Raw genomic sequence first — 20,716 nt, forward strand, 5'->3', positions numbered from 1 at the left:
AGTTCTTCTGGACGGTAGCGACGTTCTCTTAGTTCGTCGCTAGCCACTCGAAAGGTCGGCACTGAGCCTTATGGCAAGGTGCCGACCTTTCTGTGTTTACGATGAGTCGCGGTCGGCGCTGAATGCCGGACTGAATAGACTCTGGGAGTGAACACTTTGAGCGGTCTTCCTCCGGAAATCTCGCAAGATCAATTGCAGAAGCGAGTCATTCGCTCGCTGTCCGCTTCGCAGTTGCTGAGCGGGATTGGTAACGGCGCCAGCTTGGCGGTGGGATCGCTCCTGGCGGTTCAGATTTCTGGATCGGAGGCATTTGCCGGAGCGGCGACGCTAGCGATCAGTGTCGCCGGCGCTTTGTCGGCACTGCCGTTGGCCTCACTTGCGCTACAGAGAGGACGACGGCGCGCGCTCACCACCGGCTACTTCCTTGCGGCACTCGGGGCTCTGGGGATGATGTTCGTCCCGCCGACGCAAAGTTTCCCGCTACTTCTAGTCTCGGCGTTCCTTCTGGGAGTGGGAAACGCGGCCAACCTTCAGGCTCGATTTGCGGCAACGGACCTTGCCGCTCCACAACATCGCGGTCGGGACTTGGGGCTGGTGGTCTGGGCAATCACGATAGGTGCCGTGGCTGGGCCGAACCTCATTGCGCCAGGCGCCGCCATTGGACGCTTCTTGGGTCTTCCCGACATGAGCGGCCCCTTCGTGATTTCTTTGGTGGGCATGATTGCCGCCATTCTCGTCTTGAACCTTGGACTCAGGCCAGATCCACTGAAGTTCGCGCAGCGGCTGAAACAAGAGCAGACTGACGGTGTTTCCTCGACGGAGGTTCTTCCGAGACGCTCTTCTCTCGTCGAAGGAGTTTCGGCTCTCAGAGCTTTGCCTCAAGCGCGGCTTGGCGTCGGCGTAGTCGTGTTTGCTCACTTGACGATGGTCGGCATCATGTCCATGACACCTGTTCACGTGCAGCACCTGTCGGCGCAACATTCCGGTGGGTCGGCTTTAGCGCCGGCTGCCATGGACACCCTTGTTGTTATCGGTTTCATCATCTCATTGCATATCGCCGGAATGTTCGCTTTGTCCCCGCTCTTCGGCATGCTCGCTGATCGTTGGGGTCGGCAACGATCAATGGTTTTGGCGCAGGCTGTTTTTGCGGCGAGCGCGTTGTGCGTCATTCTGGGGAAAAACAGCCAGCTTGCCGTCACGGTATCGTTGGTCCTCTTGGGGCTGGCGTGGTCCATCGCAACCGTTTCGGGCTCTGCCTACGTGAGCGAATCAGTGACAGAGGAATCCCGGGTGCCTGTTCAGGGTATGAGCGATACGCTGATGGGCGTCGCAGGGGCCGCAGGTTCCGGACTAGCCGGACTTGTCTTGGCTACGTGGGGCTTTGAGGGGCTCGCCTGGATCGGCTTGGCAATAGCAGGAGCCGTCGCCGTATGGATACTTTCCAACCGATCGCGGGCCACTTAGTCGACCCGAGTCATCCCTAATAACCGGGCAAAGATAGCGGCGCCGTCATCAGAGATTCCATCGTGATGAAATTTGCTGGTTTCCCAGCCCCGCAGTCCCTGAACGCTCTGTGCCGTTTCCAGGCTCAGGTCTCGATCCACGTACACATCGTGTGAGTAGACCGCTGCGGCGACAGGGACCTGGTTGGTCTTCAGCCGTTCAACGTCATAAAGCTGAGGCCAATCCGCCTTGTTGGCAATCCTTTCCGCTGCCTCTTTGAGCGGCCGAAGTGCAGGGTCTTCGGTGAAGTGCCACGGAAAGATCATTTCGCCGGTGAGCAGTGGTTCTGGTGAGAACGGATCGAAGTCTGGATTTTCGGCAAGCACTCTGTTCGCAGCCCATTGAGTGGCTTCTCCTTGGGCGTAGATGCTTTCGTGCATTACGGCATAGAGCGGAGCGGATGCGAAGGATGCTTGCTGTCGGAGGGTTTCTTTGAAGGAATCGCTCAGTTGTGTTCCTTCGGCAGTGGTGAGTAGGGCTCCCTCGAGGTGGAAGTGCAACTGATCAATGCGTGTATTCCCGCCTAGGAACATTCCAAGCATCTGCACTGCACCCACCGAAACATTTCGACCGTCGCTGAAGATCTGATCTCCGCGGCGAACGCATTCAAGCACCTGATTAAGAATTTCCCGGTCTGCTGGGTATTTGGCGAAGTACTCGACGTTCCTGGCGCGCATGCGCGCGTAGGTTGCGCGATACACGCGATCCGCCGAGCCATGAAGAGGCGCCAGACCACCGGTGATGATGGCACGGTCAAGAGATTCCGGGAAAGTGGAGAGATATGAGAGCGCGCAAAACCCGCCGAAGCTTTGGCCGAAAATAGACCACGACTTCAACCCCAAAGTTGAACGGATGAGCTCGGCATCGCGGACGATCGAATCTGCTCTGAAGTGAGTCAGGTAATCGGCCTGTTCATCGGGAGCCATTCCGGCGAGAACTTGATGATTGATCGGAGTGCTCAATCCGGTTCCGCGTTGGTCTAACAGGAGAACTCGAAACGTTCTAGTTGCTTCCTTGAGCCAGCCAGACAGTGAAGAGAGCCGTGGGGCGCCAAAGCCGGGGCCGCCCTGCAAATACAGCAGCCACGGCTTGGTACGCGTAGTGGAGGCTTGGTCGGTCGCCCGGTTGTCCTCCGCTTGGTTGTCATCCCCCTGGCTGACTTCGCCGTCAATGTCGTAGCCGTCAGTGTCCTCGAGCGAATTGATTTCGCGTGCAAAAATTTCGATGCTCGGAGAGCTCGCGTCGGAGTGGACCAGAGGAACGTGAAATCGGTGGCTGGTAGCCGTCATACCGCGAAGAACAATGGGTGCTTCGGCAACGTGACTCCGTGAACCCGATGAAGCCCCGACGGTTAGCGCACGGTTGATTCCGGCTGCATTGCTCGTAATCGCCGACTGTTCTTGGCTCACGTTATGACCTTTCCCTAAGAAGTGGACACAGAAGTCCGTAAATGGACACCGAAGGGTTTAGTTTCACCGTGAAAGCTAAACCTTTCGCTCACATCCGTTTGCTTCCGGTAGCTGCGCTGTTAGTACCGCGCTTTCGGTACCGTGCTATAAGTACCGCGTACGTTATCCGTCGAGACGACCTGCGCTGGTCAACGTGACGATTGCCTGTCCGGCTTCGTCGGACGCGTCCAAGTCAACGGTGGCTTCGATACCCCAGTCGTGGTTCCCCGCAGGATCCGCAAATATTTGTCGAACTTTCCATTGGCGCTTACTCGCGGCCTCGGACGCATCGATGATGAGCAGATTTGGTCCACGGGCGGCGGGGCCGTCGTCGATGTCATCGTGCTCGTCGAAGTATTCGTCCAGAAGATCGTTCCAAAATTCGGTATCGAATCCGGCGGATGCATCCAGCTCACCTAAGAGTTCAGCCTTTTCGTCGGCGAAGAGCTGGACGCGACGGAACATCTCATTGCGGACCATCACCCGGAACGCGCGTTCGTTGGCGGTGACCTTCGGGGGAGCAGGTGGCAAGATCTCTGATGGATCCGTTAGGTCGTTCGCATCGACGGTATCGCCGCTGAGTTGCTCCCACTCGTCAAGAAGTGAGGAGTCCGTCTGACGGACAACTTCGCCGAGCCAGTCAATGAGATCTTCCAGATCCTCTCGCAACGCATCGCGCGGAACGGTCTGGCGGAGAGCTTTGAAAGCATCCGTGAGATATCGCAGTAGGACACCCTCGGACCGTGCGATGCCGTACAAGTTCACGTATTCTGCGAAGCTCATGGCGCGTTCGTAGATGTCGCGAACAATGGACTTAGGAGCAAGCTCAAAGTCGGAAAGCCATGGCGCACCCTTGCGGTACGTCTCGAACGATTGATCGAGTAGCTCCTCGAGAGGCTTCGGATAAGTGACATCCTCGAGAGCCTCCATGCGGGCGTTGTAATCCAAGCCCTCGGCCTTCATTGCTTCAATGGCGACTCCACGTGCCTTCTTCTCGTGAGCACTCAGGATTTGGCGCGGATTCTCCAGCGTTGCCTCAATTACTGAGACCACGTCCAACGCGTAGGACGGCGCTTCGGGATCCAAAACTTCCAGAACAGCCAGCGCGAAAGGAGATAGCGGCTGGTTCAAGGCGAAGTTCGCTTGTAAGTGCACGGTCAGCGCCAAACGGTTTCCGTACTTGTCCGGAGTTTCGAGGCGTTCCACCACACCGGTTGCCAAGAGCTCGCGCAAAATGCCCAGTGCGCGCAGGATCAATTGCTTCTTCTTCGCAGGCGGCTCGTGGTTCTCCGTCAAGAGAGTGCGCGCTGCGGCAAAGGAGTCGTCCTCGCGCTCTAGGAGATTCAGGAGCATCGAGTGAGAGACCGTAAAGGAGGACGTCAGCTTCTCCGGAACGGAAGTGACGAGCTTGTCAAAGGACTTCCGACTCCAGGTGAGGAATCCTTCGGGTGCTTTCTTCTTGTTGACTTGGCGTAACTTGCGCTGATCATCGCCGAACTTCGCAACCGCCTTTTCCATTGCACGCTTGTTCTCGATGTCGTGCTCAGGAGCTTGGACCACAACGGTTCCGGCAGTATCAAAACCTGCTCGGCCAGCTCGGCCTGCAATCTGATGAAATTCCCGAGCGTTCAACAATCGCTGACGTACGCCGTCGTATTTCGTCAACGCCGTGAGCATCACGGTACGAATGGGAACGTTGATACCAACGCCAAGAGTGTCCGTACCGCAAATAACCTTCAGAAGGCCCGCTTGCGCAAGCTGCTCCACCAAGCGTCGGTACTTGGGCAGCATGCCTGCGTGGTGAACGCCAATGCCGTGGCGTACGAGCCGGTTCAACGTCTTTCCAAAGCCGGCACCAAAACGGAAGCCTGCGATCATTTCTGCAATGCGGTCTTTTTCTTCACGAGAGCACACGTTGATGCTCATGAGGTCGCTCGCGCGATCGATAGCGGCCAATTGGCTGAAGTGCACCACATAGATGGGAGTCTGGCGGGTCTCCAGCAATTCCTGAATAGCCTCGTGAATGGGATCTTCCGAGTAATAGAAGTGCAAGGGAATAGGGCGTTCCGCGTGCGCAATGGTGACCGTGCGGCGGTGAGTGCGAGACGTCAGTTCTTCTTCGAAGAAGCTCGTGTCGCCGAGGGTTGCAGACATTAGAAGCAATTGCGCTTGGGGGAGTTCAAGCAACGGAACTTGCCAGGCCCATCCGCGCTGTGGGTCTGAGTAGAAGTGGAACTCGTCCATCACTACTACGCCAAGATCAGCGCGCGAACCTTCGCGAAGGGCAGTGTTCGCCAGAATCTCAGCCGTACAGCAAATGATGGGAGCATCTTGATTCACGGAAGAGTCGCCCGTGACCATTCCTACGTTCTCAGCACCGAAGATCTTGCACAGATCAAAAAACTTCTCAGAAACAAGCGCCTTGATAGGCGCGGTGTAATAACTGCGCTCGCCGCGAGAGAGCGCATGGAAGTGCGCCCCAATGGCCACCATCGACTTGCCGGAACCCGTTGGCGTCGCAAGGATGACGTTGTTGCCTTCGACGATCTCCATGATCGCTTCGTCTTGGGCCGGGTAGAGCGTGAGCCCGCGAGAAGACACCCACTCGAGGAACTTCTCATAGGTAGCGTCAGGCAAAACTTCGTTAGACGGTGCGCTGGGCACCATTTCGGCAAGATTCATGATGCCTCCAGCCTATTCTGATTCCCACGTATTCATGAGGAGCCCACTGGGATACCTGTGGAGAAAATCAGAACATGAAGCTATGTCACTCAACCTGTGCGTGGTTCACAAGCGAGGAATTAGGCTAGGACCATGAAGTGGGATCCGCAGCAATACCTCAAATTCTCTGGCCACCGAGACCGCCCATACTTTGACCTGACCGGCAGAGTCTTCGCGGACGCCCCGAAAAAGGTCGTGGACCTCGGGTGCGGCCCCGGCAACCTCACCAAAACTCTTGCTGACCGATGGCCGGACGCTCAGGTCGTCGGTCTCGATGCCTCCCCGGAGATGATTGCCACCGCTCAAACGGAATACGCGGATATCGCGAACCTATCCTTTGACGAAGTGGACGCCAAGACATGGCTGCCGGAAGCAGACGTAGATGTGATTGTCTCCAACGCCATGCTCCACTGGATTCCCGAGCACGCCGAGCTGATGGGTCGCTGGCTAGATCAGCTGACCCCTGGAGCTTGGTTCGCCGTGCAGGTACCGGGCAACTTCGGCGCCCAATCCCATGCCATCATGCACGATCTCGCTGAATCGCCACGATGGAGTTCGCTCGTGGGTGGGGTGCTTCGTCACAAGGACGCCGTGCATCAGCCCCACGAATACCTTCATCTACTCCGCCAGCACGGCATGACCGCCGACGTCTGGGAAACCACCTACTCGCATATTCTTCCGGCAAATCCCGAACGTCACCCAGTGTTGGAATGGACGCGCGGAACAACGTTGCGCCCCCTCATGGCGGCGTTCCGGGAACGCGAACAGCAAGGACGACTCACGAAGGACCTGAACTATCAAGTCTTCGAGGCTGAATACGAGCGGCACCTCGTTGACGCGTACCCGCTGGATCCGTCGACTAAGGAAGCTGTGTTCTTCTTCCGCCGCATTTTTGTGGTGGGCCAGAAGCTCGAAGGATAACTACCAGCCGCGCTCGCGCCACTCGTCCAGGTGAGGACGCTCGGCTCCAAGAGTGGTGGGGTCACCATGTCCGGGATAGACCACGGCGTCATCCGGGTACCGGTCAAACAAGCGTGCCGAAACATCGGAGATGAGCGAAGCGAACCGCACCGGGTCCTTCCACGTATTTCCTACCCCGCCGGGGAAGAGCGAATCGCCGCTCAGGATGATGGGGCTGCCCGTGGGGTCCTCGTAGACAAAAGCGATCGATCCCGGGGTATGCCCACGCAAGTGAATCGCACGCAAGTCAAACCCGGGGAACTGACCTACGTCGTCGTGCTCCAGAGAATGTTCAGGACGTAAGCCGGACTCCTTCTCAATAGCCTCAATGTCCTCCGTGCCGGCCGTCGTCGTGGCGCCGGTCTCTGCGGCGAGGTCCTTGAGCGCGCGGACATGATCCCAGTGCTGGTGCGTCGTTGCAATCATGACCACACGCGTGGGCTGCGCAGAATCTTCGGCGGCTGAAGCGATGAGCGCTCGCAGTTGTTCGATGTTGTCGGCAGCATCAATGAGTACCTGCGCGCCCGTCTCTTTGGACGTGATGAGGTAGCTGCGATTGTCCTGTTCGCTCACCGATGCTCCCCGCACGGTCACGAGCTCTCGGTTCTCCAGCAATGTATTCATAGCTTCAGTCTAGGTGTGGGTTCACACCATCGTAGTGATTAATGGCATAGGGTCGAGGCATGAAGAGCACTGGATCGTTCGAATTTGAGGGCATCAACCATCAGTCGTCCGTGCCACCTTTTGAGCAATTGAAGAGCCAAGTGATCGAGCGGGTTCGCACGGGATCATTGTTGAGTGGGACGAAGTTGCCCACCGTGCGGCACGCTGCAAGTTCGGTTGGACTCTCCGTCAACACGGTGGCGCGAGCCTACAAGGAGCTGGAAGAGCAGCGAATTATTGAGACGAATGGGCGGCTTGGCTCATTCGTCCGGGCAAGTGTCGACGAATTTGCGGACCGGATGAGGGATGCGGCGGAGCGATACGTTGAAGAAGCGCTCGCGTGCGGTGCCGATGAGAAAAGGGCGGCGCTTTACGTGGAGGCGGCTTTTTCGGCGAAGCTTCGTGAGTAGTCGCTTGGCTTAAGTGGGGGAGTACGACGACGCTGGCTCGCCTTGAGCGAAATTCATTCGTTGGTTTGTTCGCTTTTGGGTGATTCGTACAAATTTTCGAACCGAGACGGGATATTCTTGCACGCGTGGGTAGTCGCGTTGAAGAAGAAACAGTCCAGTCGCCGTCCGAGAGCCTTGTATCGAAGGTTCCATCGAGGAACGGTTCATCGAGTGTTTTGAGCGGCGGTGGGGCTGTCACCCACAAGCCAGATCTGACACGGATTCTCGTTCAAGGTGCCCGCGAGAACAACCTGCAGAATATTGATGTTGAGTTGCCGCGCGACTCAATGATCGTCTTCACGGGTCTCTCGGGCTCAGGCAAGTCCTCGCTTGCCTTCGACACGATTTTCGCGGAGGGTCAGCGGCGCTACGTGGAGTCGCTTTCCGCCTACGCGCGTCAATTCTTGGGCCAGGTGGATAAGCCTGACGTTGATTTCATTGAGGGTTTGTCCCCAGCGGTTTCGATTGACCAGAAATCAACCAGCAAGAACCCTCGTTCTACCGTGGGCACCATCACGGAAATCTACGATTACATGCGCTTGTTGTGGGCGCGCGTGGGTCGTCCGCATTGCCCCGTGTGTGGTGAAGCTATTACCAAGCAGACTCCGCAGCAGATCGTGGATCAGCTCTTGGAACTGCCGGAGAAGACTCGCTTCCAGGTCCTGGCGCCCGTCGTGCGTGGCCGCAAGGGTGAATTCGTTGACCTCTTCAAGGAGCTCGCTGCGGGCGGTTACTCGCGTGCACGCGTCGACGGAGAAACGGTTCAGCTCTCAGAGCCACCTGTCCTCAAGAAGCAGTACAAGCACTCGATCGAGGTGGTCATTGACCGCTTGGCAATTCGTGATGGTGTGCGTCAGCGCTTGACGGATTCCGTGGAAACGGCGTTGAAGCTCGCTGATGGTCGAGTGCTCATCGAGTTCGTTGACCTTGACGAGAATGATGAATCGCGAGTGCGCGCCTATAGCGAGAATCTCGCGTGCCCTAACGAGCACCCGCTGACTATCGATGAGATTGAACCGCGGTCGTTCTCCTTCAATAATCCTTTTGGTGCGTGTCCGGTCTGTACCGGTATTGGTACGCGACTTGAAGTCGATGAAGAGCTCGTGGTGCCCGATCATGACGCCACCATCAACGAAGGCGCCATTGCGCCGTGGAACCTCGGCAAGGCAACCAGTGAGTACTGGAACCGTCTGCTCGAGGGTCTCGGCGAGGAGATGGGCTTTGACCTGGATACGCCGTGGAAGGATTTGAGCAAAGAGGCTCGGACAGCGATCCTGCATGGGCGCAACCACAAGGTAGTTGTCCAGTATCGAAACCGTTTTGGCCGCGAACGTAAGTATTCGACCGGTTTTGAAGGCGCCATTCAGTACATCGAGCGCAAGCATCAAGAGACCGAATCGGACTACGCACGCGATCGCTACGAAGAGTACATGCGATTGTCCCCGTGTCCTGAATGTGGTGGCGCAAGGCTAAACCCCACCTCGCTTTCGGTGCTGATTAGCGGCAAGTCCATTGCCGAGGTCAGCGCTATGCAGTTGCGAGATTGCGCCGAGTTCTTTGGAACGTTGGAGCTGACCAACCGTGAAGCGCAGATCGCTGCCCAGGTGCTCAAGGAGATCCTTGCTCGCTTGACGTTCTTGCTGGACGTTGGTTTGGAGTACTTGAACCTCGAGCGTGCGGCGGGCACGTTGTCCGGCGGTGAGGCACAGCGCATCCGTTTGGCGACCCAAATTGGTTCAGGACTCGTAGGCGTTCTCTACGTGTTGGACGAGCCGTCCATTGGCTTGCACCAGCGCGATAACCGTCGACTCATTGAAACCCTGACCCGCCTTCGAGATCTAGGCAACACCCTGATTGTGGTGGAACACGATGAGGACACCATTGCTGAAGCCGACTGGATTGTAGATATTGGACCGGGCGCCGGCGAACACGGTGGCCGAGTGGTGCACTCGGGAAGCTTGGAAGAACTCAAAGCCAACGAAGAATCCATTACCGGTGCCTACCTCTCCGGTCGGAATTCCATTGCGGTTCCGCCGAAGCGTCGTAAGCGCGACAAGGATCGTTTCGTGAGCGTCGTGGATGGTCACGAGAATAACTTGCAGAACGTGACCGTGAAGTTCCCCTTGGGCGTGCTGACGGCTGTTACCGGTGTCAGCGGTTCGGGCAAGTCCACTCTCGTCAATGACATCCTGTACAAGACACTTGCTAATAAGCTCAACGGAGCCAAGCAGGTTGCTGGCCGTCACAAGCGAGTTGAAGGTTTGGACCAGCTGGACAAGGTTGTTCACGTCGATCAGAGTCCGATTGGCCGTACCCCTCGCTCCAACCCGGCGACTTACACCGGTGTCTTCGACAACATCCGAAAGCTCTTCGCTGAGACGAACGAGGCAAAGGTTCGCGGCTACTTACCTGGACGTTTCTCTTTCAACGTCAAGGGTGGCCGTTGCGAATCCTGCTCGGGCGACGGAACGCTCAAGATCGAAATGAACTTCTTGCCTGACGTCTACGTCCCGTGTGAAGTGTGCCATGGTGCCCGCTACAACCGCGAGACGCTCGAAGTGCACTACAAGGGCAAGAACATTGCTGAAGTGCTGAACATGCCCATTGAAGAGGCTGCCGAGTTCTTTGCGGCGTTCACTCCGATTGCTCGTCACCTGAACACTTTGGTTGACGTGGGTCTGGGCTATGTTCGCTTGGGTCAGCCAGCAACGACGCTGTCCGGTGGTGAAGCGCAGCGAGTAAAGCTGGCCGCTGAACTTCAAAAGCGTTCGAACGGTCGAAGCATTTACGTGTTGGACGAGCCCACTACCGGTCTACACTTTGAAGATATTCGTAAGCTTCTGTTGGTGCTTCAAGGCTTGGTGGACAAAGGCAACACCGTCATCACCATCGAGCACAACCTTGATGTCATCAAGTCCGCTGACTGGATCATCGACATGGGTCCGGAAGGCGGCTCTGGCGGCGGTCGGGTGATTGCTGAAGGAACTCCGGAGCAGGTTGCAAAGACCAAGGGAAGCTTCACGGGTGAGTTCTTGGCGGAGCTGTTGAACCCAGCCAAGTAGCGTTTCAGCAGAGGTTAGCTGATACGTCACACGTTGACGCGGGTATTGAAGCCGTCTGCGTCGTGGCCGAGTCGGAACTATTTCGTTGAATCTTCTTCTGATTTTGTACGATGAAAAGTGTTCGGCGGAATACCGGATTCGCCCCGAAGAAATTGCAATTACTGGAGTAAATTACTGTGACCAATGAAGTGAGATCATACGACGCCGTCATTTTCGATCTCGATGGAACGGTCGCAGATCCCGCGGGTGCCATCACGGGTGGCATGGCTCGTGCACTGGAAAACGCGGGACTTCCGGTACCTTCTCAAGAAGAGCTCGAGAGCTTTGTCGGTCCCTCGCTCTTCTTCGGTTTCTCCAGCGTCCCGGGTGTTACTGAAGAAATCGCAGACAATCTCGTGACGGAGTATCGGGCTTGGTATGTGGCAGAAGGGCTATATCAAGCTCGCGCCTACGAAGGGATTGCCGAGCTGATTCGCGATCTGTATGACGCCGGAGTGAAAGTTGCCTTGGCTACCTCCAAACCAATCGTTCCGGCCACAAAGATCATTGAAAACTTGGGATTGACGTCGTTCTTCACCGCCTTGCACGGCGCGGAGATGGATGAGGCTGTCATCCGGAGCCACGGTCCCGGTAAAGAGCGAATTGTCCGCGCAGCCGTAGAGTCGTTGGATACAGATCCTGCACGTACAGTCATGGTGGGCGATCGACTTTTTGACCTTGAATCGGGTAAGGCTTGCGGATTGGTGACTGTTGGTGTGCGGTGGGGCTTCGCGCCAGCGGGGGAGCTCGAAGAGTGTGAACCAGACGCCATTGTGGAATCGGCTGCCGAATTGCGCGGTATGCTCTTTTCCGCTGATTCCTAAGTTGTTGCAAAGGAGCACAAGGAGCTTTCGTGGAAACTTTTGATGCCGTTCGTGCGACGTTTGCCGCCACCATCAAGGTGACGTGTCGCCCCACGGTGACCGGCCTAGAACACGTCCCAACGACGGGTCCCTTTATTGTGGCGAGTAACCACTTGTCATTTTTGGACAGCGTGATCATTCAGGCACTGATGCCACGCAAGGTCGCGTTCTTCGCCAAAGCCGAATACTTCACGGCGCCCGGAGTCAAGGGCAAGCTCATGAAGACGTTCTTCGAGTCTGTTGGTTCTATCCCCGTCCAACGTGGCGAACAGGCTGCCTCTGTTGCTGCCCTCGATTCACTCGTGGACATCCTTGAACAGGACGAAGGAATCGGTATTTACCCGGAAGGCACTCGTTCGCGTGACGGCCGGCTCTACCGCGGTCGAACAGGCGTTGCGTGGCTAGCACTCACCACTGGTGCGCCGGTAGTTCCTGTGGGCTTGAAGGGAACTGAGAAGCTTCAGCCTGCGGGAAGCAACGGCATTAAGTTTTCGAAGTTCTCCCTGACGGTGGGGGAGCCGCTTCATTTCGACCGCGTGGGATCCAAGCATCCTTTGCCAATGCGTCGTAAAGCTACCGACGAGATCATGGACGCTATCGCGGCAATCACTGGCCAAGAACGGGTTGAGCACTATAACCAGTCGCCTCAATCCGCTGATTAAGCGAAGCTTCCGTGGCTGATCCAGCAAGTTATCGTCCAAAAACCGGGGAGATTCCAACCACCCCCGGTGTTTACCGCTTTCGTGACCCGAACGGGCGGGTGATTTACGTTGGCAAAGCAAAGAACCTGCGTTCCCGGCTCAATAGCTACTTCGCCAACCCCGTTCAGCTGACCACGAAGACGTACACGATGGTTCACACCGCGTCATCGGTGGAGTGGACGGTAGTGGGCAGCGAACTTGAAGCCTTGCAGCTCGAATACACCTGGATCAAGGAGTATGCGCCGCGGTTCAACATTGTCTTCCGCGATGACAAAACTTATCCGTATCTGGCCATCACCATGTCAGATAAATACCCGCGTGCTTTGGTGATGCGTGGCGACAAACAGAAGGGGACCAAGTACTTCGGTCCCTTCTATCCGGCGAAGGCCATTCGCGAAACCCTCGACACCGTATTACGCGTCTTCCCTATACGTTCGTGCACCACTGGCATCTTCAAACGTGCCGAGCGTGCCGGACGTCCGTGCCTCATGGGTTACATCGGAAAGTGCTCTGCCCCATGCGTGGGCCGCATCTCCGAGGAAGATCACCGCAAGCTTGCCGATGACTTGGTCCAGTTCATGGCCAGCGACGGATCAAAGTTCATTCGAGAGCTCGAGTCCCAGATGGCCGCAGCCGTCAAAATCTTGGACTACGAATCGGCCGCGCGTCTGAGAGATGAAATTGCGGCCCTACGCCGAGTGTTCGAACGCAACGCCGTCGTATTGGACGACAATACGGATGCCGACATCTTCGCTGTAGCCGAGGACGAACTAGAAGCCGCGGTGCAGGTATTTCACGTGCGCCACGGACGAATCCGGGGACAGCGCGGCTGGGTGGTTGAGAAGGTTGAAGACGCCAGCCCGGAAGAATTTATTGAGCACCTTCTGCAGCAGGTCTATGGCGAGATGTACGACGCCGATCGCATTCCGCGAGAGGTCCTCGTTCCGACCCTGCCCGCTAACGAATTAGACGTAGCGCAGTGGTTGCGGGATCTTCGAGGCGCTGCGGTGTCGCTCCGCGTTCCTCAGCGCGGTGAGAAGGCCGCTCTCATGGAGACCGTGCAGGAGAACGCGGTGCAGGCGCTCTCGCTGCATAAATCCCGACGCTCCGGTGACATCACCGTGCGTTCTCAGGGTATTCAAGAACTCCAAGAGAATTTGGGCCTGGCCGAGCCGCCGTTGCGCATCGAGTGCTTTGATATCTCCCACGTCTCTGGAACCAACGTTGTGGCTTCCATGGTGGTGGTAGAAGACGGGCTACCCAAGAAGAGTGAGTATCGGAAATTCAAGATCACGGGCGACGCCGCACGAGACGATACCGCGTCGATGTACGACGTTATTTCGCGCCGTTTCCAGCACTACCTTGAAGATCTTTCAGGCAGTGATGATCTCGAATCTGGGCAGATCAATGCGGCGGAAGCGAAGCAAGCGCCACCGAAGAAGTTTGCTTACCCGCCCAGCTTGGTAGTGGTCGACGGCGGGCCACCGCAGGTCAGCGCTGCTGTCGCGGCACTGACTGATTTGGGCATCATGGACATGCCGGTCATCGGTCTGGCGAAACGACTCGAGGAAGTCTGGACCCCGGACGATCCATTCCCCGTGATTTTCCCGCGAGCGTCTGCAGGCTTGTACCTTTTGCAGCGCATTCGCGACGAAGCTCACCGGTTCGCCATTAGTTTCCATCGGCAGCGACGCGCAAAGTCAATGATCTCTTCGGTGCTCGACGATATTCCAGGACTGGGCCCGTCAAAGCGCCAAGCATTGATGAAGCATCTTGGGAGTGTCAAAAAGATTCGCGCTGCAAGCTTGGAGGAGCTCAAACAAGTGCCAGGCTTTGGCGATAAACTTGCCGCGACCGTTCACGAGCGTGTTCATGAAGCGGCACACTCGGTCGAAGCGCCGGTGGCCGAAGAGCTGGTGCTTGAAGCGCCGGTGGCCGCAGAATCTGCGGAGCAACAGGAATAAAGTGGCAATACTCGGGATAGAGTTGATACATGTCGAGTGAACGCGCTGCGAGTGATCTGGTGACAGAAAAACCACAAGAGTCAGAGCTGCTCATCGTGACCGGATTGTCTGGTGCCGGGCGTACTACTACGTCCCATGCCCTGGAGGATCACGGCTGGTACGTCGTGGAGAATCTGCCACCCCAGATGTTGGTGACGTTGGCGGACCTGGTGGCTCGTAACCCACATTCCATTCCACGCCTAGCTGTGGTGGTTGATGTCCGGAGCAAGCACCTCTTTGACTCCATTCGTGAGAGCCTGAACTCACTGACGGCGGCCGGTGTTACCTACCGAGTCCTGTTCCTAGAAGCGGCCGAGAATGTTCTGGTGCGTCGTTTTGAGCAAGGCAGAAGACCGCACCCACTGCAAGGATCTGGCCGCATTTCGGAAGGAATTGCTGCCGAACGTGAACTTTTGCAGGAGATTCGTTCTCGAGCAGACGTGGTCCTGGATACCACCAACTTCAACGTTCATGATCTGAACCGTGAGATCACACAGCTCTTTTCAGATCATGGGCCCATTGTTCTTCGGCTCAACATCATGAGCTTTGGGTTCAAGTACGGCCTTCCCAATGACGCGAACTTCGTGGCAGACGTGCGATTCGTACCCAATCCTCACTGGGTTCCAGAGCTACGTCCCTTTACAGGGCAAGATCCCCAAGTGTCGGAATTTGTCCTTGAAGCGCAGGGTACTCAGCAATTTATTGAGCATTATGTTGCTGCACTTGAGCCTGTTCTCGAAGGTTACCGCCGGGAAAACAAGCATTATGCAACCCTGGCAGTCGGCTGTACCGGCGGAAAGCACCGCTCGGTGGCGATCGCCGAAGAACTAGCACACCGCCTGTCAGCCCTACCGTCCGTGAAGATCACTGTGGCGCACCGTGATCTGGGACGGGAGTAAGTATGTCTTTCATGACGGGGATGATTCCCCTTGTTCCTTTGCCGACGCCTCGTGGAGGCTCCGGGCCGCTCAAAGTGGTGGCGCTCGGTGGCGGACACGGTTTGTCCGCTTCGTTGCAGGCGTTGAGAAGGCTCACCAGCGAATTGACGGCCATCGTGACGGTGGCAGATGACGGCGGCTCGTCGGGCCGCATTCGTGAAGAGCTGGATGTTCTACCACCAGGTGATCTGAGAATGGCCTTGGCGGCGCTGTGTGATGACACCGATTGGGGTCGTACGTGGCGTGACGTGATGCAACATCGCTTCAAATCAAAGCCAGGCTCTGAAGCGAGCCTCGACGGTCACGCGATGGGTAACCTCCTGATCACCGCTCTCTGGGAACTTTTGGATGACCCCGTTCAAGGACTCCGCTGGGCCGGTGCCCTTCTGGGAGCGCGCGGCCAAGTGCTGCCGATGAGCGTTCAACCGCTTGCCATCTCAGGCGTTGTCATGGGGGAGTCAGATCGAGGTCAGCTGACTAAGACCCGGATCACCGGTCAAGCGCAGCTCGCGAAGGCCGGCAATAGCGGAATTGTCACGGATGTCACCTTGATTCCACCGGACGCCCCGGCCTGCCCGGATGCAGTCGAAGCCATCCAATCCGCCGATTGGTGCGTCCTGGGACCAGGTTCTTGGTACACGTCCGTGATGCCTCACATTCTGCTACCGGGAATTCGCGAGGCCCTCGAAAGCACGAGCGCTCGACTCCTAGTCACTATGAATTTGAGCACTGATACCAAGGAAACCGTAGGCATGGACGCGGCGGGGCACCTGCAGACAATTCAGCGCTATGCTCCCGATCTTAACGTGGACGCAGTACTGGCCGACCACCTCGCCGTGGATAACGTAGATGCCTTTGAGAAGGCGGCTGCGGGGATCGGGGCCCGCGTGTTCTTCGATAGAGTGGGAGTAGGTTCAGGTAGCGCCGTCCACGATCCCTTAAGATTGACGGCTGCGTACCACAACGTGTTTTCCACGTTTGATTAGAGTGGGTTGGCTGTCAGGGGGAATCGTCAGTCCCGGAAGAGGAGTAAGCACATGGCATTGACTGCCTCAGTCAAGGACGAATTGTCCCGACTGGAAGTCACCAAGTCTTCGGTTCGCAAGGCCGAGATCTCGACGCTTCTTCGATTCGCCGGTGGACTCCACATTGTTTCCGGCCGAGTCGTTATTGAGGCCGAAGTGGACTTGGCGGCAACTGCACGCCGTTTGCGCAAAGCGATCGGTGAAATGTACGGACATCGGGCGGATATCGTCGTGGTGACCGGAACAGGTTTGAGGCGCGGTAGTCGTTACGTTATTCGCGTGGTCCGCGATGGCGAAGCACTGGCCCGCCAAACCGGACTCCTTGATGCTCGAGGTAGGCCAGTTCGCGGCCTCCCGCCAGCGATCGTTAACGGTTCCGTGGCAGACGCTGAAGCGGCGTGGCGTGGAGCGTTTCTGGCTCATGGCTCATTGACTGAGCCGGGTCGTTCGTCGGCTCTTGAAATTACGTGCCCTGGTGCTGAAGCAGCACTAGCGCTGGTGGGTTCGGCTCGTCGTCTGGGTATTACAGCTAAAGCTCGCGAAGTACGTGGCGTTGACCGTGTTGTCATTCGTGACGGAGACGCTATTGCCGAATTGCTCACCCGCATGGGTGCTCACGAAACGCTATTGACGTGGGAAGAACGTCGGATGCGCAAAGAAGTCCGCGCTACTGCGAATCGTCTGGCAAATTTCGACGACGCCAACTTGCGTCGATCAGCGCAGGCTGCGGTTGCCGCAGGGGCGCGCGTGGAGCGAGCCCTCGAGATCCTCAGCGACGATGTCCCGGATCATCTCAAGTACGCAGGACAGCTACGCATTCAACATAAGCAGGCCAGCTTGGACGAGCTGGGTCGTCTCGCAGACCCTCAGATGACCAAGGATGCAATTGCCGGCCGTATCCGACGCCTCTTGGCGATGGCGGATAAGCGAGCAGCTGAATTGGGAATACCGGGGACGGAAGATAGCGTTCCACTAGATGTGATGGACAGCTAATTTAGTGTGTCGATTGTGACTTTCTCATGGAATTCCTGAGCAATTTATGGGAACTTCGTAAGGAGGCGCTGGGGGATTCCTCCCAAGTTGTCCTTAGCATGAGATTTGTCAGTAATGTAATAAACAGAGCCCCGCATCGGCGAGGCAGTATAAGGAGAAAAGAATGGCTACTTATTCACTTCCAGAACTTCCTTACGACTACGCTGCGCTCGAGCCGAACATCTCGGCACGCATCATGGAGCTCCACCACTCCAAGCACCACGCAACCTACGTTGCAGGCGCCAACAAGGCTCTTGAGCAGCTTGCAGAAGCTCGCGAGAAGGACGACTTCGCGAACATCGCCAAGCTCTCCAAGGACCTTGCATTCAACCTCGGTGGCCACACCAACCACTCGATCTTCTGGAACAACCTGTCCCCAGAAGGCGGCGACAAGCCAGAAGGCGAGCTCGCAGCTGCCATCGATGACGCTTTCGGCTCCTTCGACGCTTTCAAGAGCCACTTCACCCAGGCTGCCCTCGGCATCCAAGGCTCCGGCTGGGCACTCTTGGCCTTCGAAGGCCTCGGCGGCAACCTTGTCATCGAGCAGCTCTTCGATCAGCAGGGCAACGTTCCTGTAGCAACCACCCCATTGCTCATGTTGGACATGTGGGAGCACGCTTTCTACCTCGACTACGTCAACGTCAAGGCTGACTACGTCAAGGCATTCTGGAACATCGTGAACTGGGCAGACGTTTCTGCTCGCTTCGAGGCAGCTCGCAATGGCGCTTCGCAGCTGATCGTTCCAGGCAAGTAAATTTCCCGCAGTCTTCTTTCTAGAAAACACCGCTCACGTTGAATGTGAGCAACCAGACCGAGCCAAAGGTGGCCAATGTGATTCTGGTCATAATGTTTCGGTTAGGTTAGCGTAGGATAAACGTAGGCGTTGAGGCCCCGTTGCTGAGTGATGCTCTGCAACGGGGCCTCTTCTATTGAATGCCATCATCAAACTCTTCAAGGAGAGATATTCGTGACCACCCGTATCGCTATCAATGGTTTCGGTCGTATTGGCCGTACCGTGCTCCGCGTCCTCGAACAAAAAGCTCCCGAGCTGGAACTCGTTGCCGTCAATGACCTAACCCACATCGATGACATTGCGATGCTTGTAAAGTACGACACCATCTTGGGTGCTTACGGCAAGAGCGTTGAGGTCGACGGCGATACGTTGGTTCTCGACGGCCGTCGCATCAAAGTCACCGCTGAGAAGGATCCGGCAAACCTTCCATGGAAGGACCTCGACGTTGAGATCGTGCTTGAATGCACGGGTCACTTCAACACCGGCAGCGCTGCCCAGAAGCACTTGGACGCCGGCGCAAAGAAGGTCATCCTCTCCGCTCCTGGCAAAGACGTGGACGGCACCTTTGTGATGGGTGTCAACCAAGACAAGTACGACACCGCTTCACACAACATCATTTCCAACGCTTCCTGCACCACGAACTGCTTGGCTCCTATGGTGAAGGTCCTCAACGACAACTTTGGAATCGTTGATGGCATCATGACCACCATCCACGCCTACACGGGTGACCAGAACCTTCACGACAACGCCCACAGCAAGGATCAGCGCCGTGCCCGTGCTGCGGCACAGAACGTGATCCCTACGTCGACTGGCGCCGCTAAGGCCATCGGCGAAGTCATTCCTGAGCTCAAGGGCAAACTCGACGGTTTCGCCATGCGCGTCCCCGTCATCACGGGTTCCGCAACGGACCTGACGGTAGAGCTGACCCGACACGTAGAAGTCGAAGAGATCAACGCTGCGTTCAAGAAGGCAGCTGAAGAGGGACCACTCAAGGGTTACCTCAAGTACAGCGAAGATCCCATCGTTTCTTCCGACATCGTTGGCGACCCAGCGTCCACCATCTTCGATGCGCCTTTGACGAAGTCCATCGGTCAGACGGTCAAGATCATCGGCTGGTACGACAACGAATGGGGCTACTCAAGCCGTCTCGTGGACCTGACGAAGCTCGTGGCAGAAAAGCTGAGCGCAACCGCCTAACCCAAGCGGCGTCGTCGTACTAAAAAATCAACTTCATACCGCGCAAATCCCCGGTCATTGGCCGGGGATTTCGTATAGATTGAAGGTATGACTGCAAAGACGCTTGACACCCTCGTGTCCGAATCTGTTTCTGGACGCGCTGTACTTGTTCGTTCCGATCTCAACGTTCCACTCGATGGTTCATCGATCACCGATGATGGACGTGTTCGTGCCTCAATCCCCGTGATCAAGAAGCTTGCGGGGGCCGGCGCAAAGGTCATTGTCATGGCGCACCTCGGCCGTCCCAAGGGCGAAGCGGATCCTAAATACTCCCTCAAGCCTGCGGCTGATCGTCTCCGTGAGCTCTCGGGACTCAACGTGGCGCTAGCGGAAGATGTGACCGGGGAGTCCGCAGAGGCTCTCGCCGCGGAGCTCGCCGACGGCGACGTCTTGATTCTGGAAAACGTTCGTTTTGATGCGCGCGAAACCAGCAAAGATGCTGCTGAGCGCGAATCACTCGCCGCGGAGTTCAAAGCCTTAACCGGTGAGAACGGTGCCTATGTAGACGACGCTTTCGGCGCCGTGCACCGCAAGCACGCCTCAGTCTTCGATATCGCAGCCATCCTGCCGTCCTACCAGGGCGACCTCGTGGCAACCGAAGTCACCGTGCTCAAGAAGCTGACGGAAGACACCGAGCGCCCCTACGTGGTAGTTCTCGGCGGTTCCAAGGTCTCAGACAAGCTCGCCGTCATCGACAACCTCATCGGCAAGGCAGACAAGCTGCTGGTGGGCGGCGGCATGGCGTTCACGTTCTTGAAGTCCCAGGGCCATGCCGTTGGTTCTTCGCTGCTTGAAGAAGATCAGCTCGAGACAGTGCAGGGCTACCTTGACCGCGCCGCAGCTGAGGGTACCGAGATCGTTTTGCCCACGGATATTGTGGTGGCCTCCAAGTTCGGCGCAGACGCAGAGTCCGAAGTGCGCGCCGCAGCCGACCTCGAAGGCGGCGCCTTTGGCAGCACCGGACTGGGACTGGACATTGGACCGGACACCACCGCCGCTTTCGCCAAGGAAATTGCTAACGCCAAGACCGTGTTCTGGAACGGCCCCATGGGCGTCTTCGAAATCGAGGCGTTCGCCGGCGGAACCAAGGGCGTTGCCCAAGCGTTGGCAGATTCTGCAGCTTTCAGCGTTGTGGGTGGCGGTGACTCCGCCGCGGCAGTCCGCGCGCTAGGATTCGATGAGTCGAACTTCGGTCACATCTCCACCGGCGGTGGAGCATCGCTTGAATACCTTGAAGGAAAGGAATTGCCTGGCCTGACGGCCCTTGAAGGCAAGTAATC

Annotated in this window: 16 protein-coding genes; 13 read left to right on the forward strand and 3 right to left on the reverse strand. The window is 57.0% G+C overall.

The window, feature by feature from the left end:
• Nucleotides 1–147 precede the first annotated feature (147 nt).
• Nucleotides 148–1,464, forward strand: a complete 1,317-nt coding sequence (locus HD598_RS02430; RefSeq protein WP_311538922.1) for an MFS transporter — start codon at nt 148–150, stop codon at nt 1,462–1,464.
• On the opposite strand, the gene HD598_RS02435 is transcribed toward HD598_RS02430, so the two are convergent.
• Both HD598_RS02435 and HD598_RS02440 read right to left on the reverse strand, forming a co-directional pair.
• The gene (locus HD598_RS02435; protein WP_311538923.1) at nt 1,461–2,912 is read right to left on the reverse strand and encodes an alpha/beta fold hydrolase; all 1,452 of its coding nucleotides are present in this window, start codon (nt 2,910–2,912) and stop codon (nt 1,461–1,463) included. The two genes, HD598_RS02430 and HD598_RS02435, sit on opposite strands and share 4 nt — an antisense overlap.
• A 162-nt stretch (nt 2,913–3,074) precedes the next feature.
• Nucleotides 3,075–5,633: a DEAD/DEAH box helicase gene (locus HD598_RS02440; RefSeq protein ID WP_183663563.1), complete on the reverse strand. Its 2,559-nt coding sequence runs from the start codon at nt 5,631–5,633 to the stop codon at nt 3,075–3,077.
• A gap of 132 nt (nt 5,634–5,765) precedes the next feature.
• On the opposite strand from HD598_RS02440, the gene HD598_RS02445 reads away from it, so the two are divergent.
• A complete protein-coding gene (locus tag HD598_RS02445) occupies nt 5,766–6,593 on the forward strand; it encodes a methyltransferase domain-containing protein (RefSeq protein ID WP_183663565.1) in 828 nt (275 codons plus the stop codon).
• Here HD598_RS02445 and HD598_RS02450 read toward each other — a convergent pair whose 3' ends face one another.
• The gene (locus HD598_RS02450) at nt 6,594–7,256 is read right to left on the reverse strand and encodes an MBL fold metallo-hydrolase (protein WP_183663567.1); all 663 of its coding nucleotides are present in this window, start codon (nt 7,254–7,256) and stop codon (nt 6,594–6,596) included.
• A 59-nt stretch (nt 7,257–7,315) separates the two neighbouring features.
• Here HD598_RS02450 and HD598_RS02455 point away from each other — a divergent pair, with 59 nt between their 5' ends.
• From HD598_RS02455 to HD598_RS02505, 11 genes are all read left to right on the forward strand, one after another.
• A complete protein-coding gene (locus tag HD598_RS02455) occupies nt 7,316–7,705 on the forward strand; it encodes a GntR family transcriptional regulator (RefSeq protein WP_071893674.1) in 390 nt (129 codons plus the stop codon).
• 215 nt (nt 7,706–7,920) lie between these two features.
• Nucleotides 7,921–10,806 carry an excinuclease ABC subunit UvrA gene (uvrA, locus tag HD598_RS02460; RefSeq protein ID WP_183666512.1) on the forward strand — a complete coding sequence of 962 codons (2,886 nt, stop codon included), beginning with the start codon at nt 7,921–7,923 and terminating at the stop codon, nt 10,804–10,806.
• A gap of 176 nt (nt 10,807–10,982) precedes the next feature.
• On the forward strand, nt 10,983–11,669 hold the full coding sequence (locus tag HD598_RS02465) for an HAD hydrolase-like protein (protein WP_183663568.1): 687 nt from the start codon (nt 10,983–10,985) through the stop codon (nt 11,667–11,669).
• A 29-nt stretch (nt 11,670–11,698) separates the two neighbouring features.
• Complete coding sequence (locus tag HD598_RS02470) at nt 11,699–12,370, forward strand: lysophospholipid acyltransferase family protein (RefSeq protein WP_183663570.1); 672 nt, start codon at nt 11,699–11,701, stop codon at nt 12,368–12,370.
• Nucleotides 12,371–12,381: 11 nt separating this feature from the next.
• On the forward strand, nt 12,382–14,373 hold the full coding sequence (gene uvrC, locus HD598_RS02475; protein ID WP_183663572.1) for an excinuclease ABC subunit UvrC: 1,992 nt from the start codon (nt 12,382–12,384) through the stop codon (nt 14,371–14,373).
• Nucleotides 14,374–14,402: 29 nt separating this feature from the next.
• Complete coding sequence (rapZ, locus tag HD598_RS02480) at nt 14,403–15,311, forward strand: RNase adapter RapZ (protein WP_183663574.1); 909 nt, start codon at nt 14,403–14,405, stop codon at nt 15,309–15,311.
• Between the two features lie 2 nt (nt 15,312–15,313).
• Complete coding sequence (locus tag HD598_RS02485; RefSeq protein WP_183663576.1) at nt 15,314–16,336, forward strand: gluconeogenesis factor YvcK family protein; 1,023 nt, start codon at nt 15,314–15,316, stop codon at nt 16,334–16,336.
• 51 nt (nt 16,337–16,387) lie between these two features.
• Nucleotides 16,388–17,368 (forward strand): DNA-binding protein WhiA, encoded by a 981-nt coding sequence (gene whiA, locus HD598_RS02490; protein ID WP_183663578.1) that lies wholly within the window; start codon nt 16,388–16,390, stop codon nt 17,366–17,368.
• 163 nt (nt 17,369–17,531) lie between these two features.
• Nucleotides 17,532–18,161, forward strand: coding sequence for a superoxide dismutase (locus tag HD598_RS02495; RefSeq protein WP_071893667.1), 630 nt, complete (start codon nt 17,532–17,534; stop codon nt 18,159–18,161).
• Between the two features lie 213 nt (nt 18,162–18,374).
• Complete coding sequence (gap, locus tag HD598_RS02500) at nt 18,375–19,397, forward strand: type I glyceraldehyde-3-phosphate dehydrogenase (RefSeq protein WP_183663580.1); 1,023 nt, start codon at nt 18,375–18,377, stop codon at nt 19,395–19,397.
• An 87-nt stretch (nt 19,398–19,484) separates the two neighbouring features.
• Complete coding sequence (locus HD598_RS02505; RefSeq protein WP_183663582.1) at nt 19,485–20,714, forward strand: phosphoglycerate kinase; 1,230 nt, start codon at nt 19,485–19,487, stop codon at nt 20,712–20,714.
• The last annotated feature ends 2 nt before the right edge of the window (nt 20,715–20,716 follow it).

The organism is Neomicrococcus aestuarii (assembly GCF_014201135.1).
Classification (GTDB): domain Bacteria; phylum Actinomycetota; class Actinomycetes; order Actinomycetales; family Micrococcaceae; genus Neomicrococcus; species Neomicrococcus aestuarii.

Coding starts and splice junctions, on each gene's coding strand:
- HD598_RS02440 (WP_183663563.1), bottom strand. CDS start 5,633: ATGAATCTTGCCGAAATGGTGCCCAGCGCACCGTCTAACGAAGTTTTG.
- HD598_RS02445 (WP_183663565.1), top strand. CDS start 5,766: ATGAAGTGGGATCCGCAGCAATACCTCAAATTCTCTGGCCACCGAGAC.
- HD598_RS02450 (WP_183663567.1), bottom strand. CDS start 7,256: ATGAATACATTGCTGGAGAACCGAGAGCTCGTGACCGTGCGGGGAGCA.
- HD598_RS02455 (WP_071893674.1), top strand. CDS start 7,316: ATGAAGAGCACTGGATCGTTCGAATTTGAGGGCATCAACCATCAGTCG.
- rapZ (WP_183663574.1), top strand. CDS start 14,403: ATGTCGAGTGAACGCGCTGCGAGTGATCTGGTGACAGAAAAACCACAA.
- HD598_RS02485 (WP_183663576.1), top strand. CDS start 15,314: ATGTCTTTCATGACGGGGATGATTCCCCTTGTTCCTTTGCCGACGCCT.
- whiA (WP_183663578.1), top strand. CDS start 16,388: ATGGCATTGACTGCCTCAGTCAAGGACGAATTGTCCCGACTGGAAGTC.
- HD598_RS02495 (WP_071893667.1), top strand. CDS start 17,532: ATGGCTACTTATTCACTTCCAGAACTTCCTTACGACTACGCTGCGCTC.
- HD598_RS02505 (WP_183663582.1), top strand. CDS start 19,485: ATGACTGCAAAGACGCTTGACACCCTCGTGTCCGAATCTGTTTCTGGA.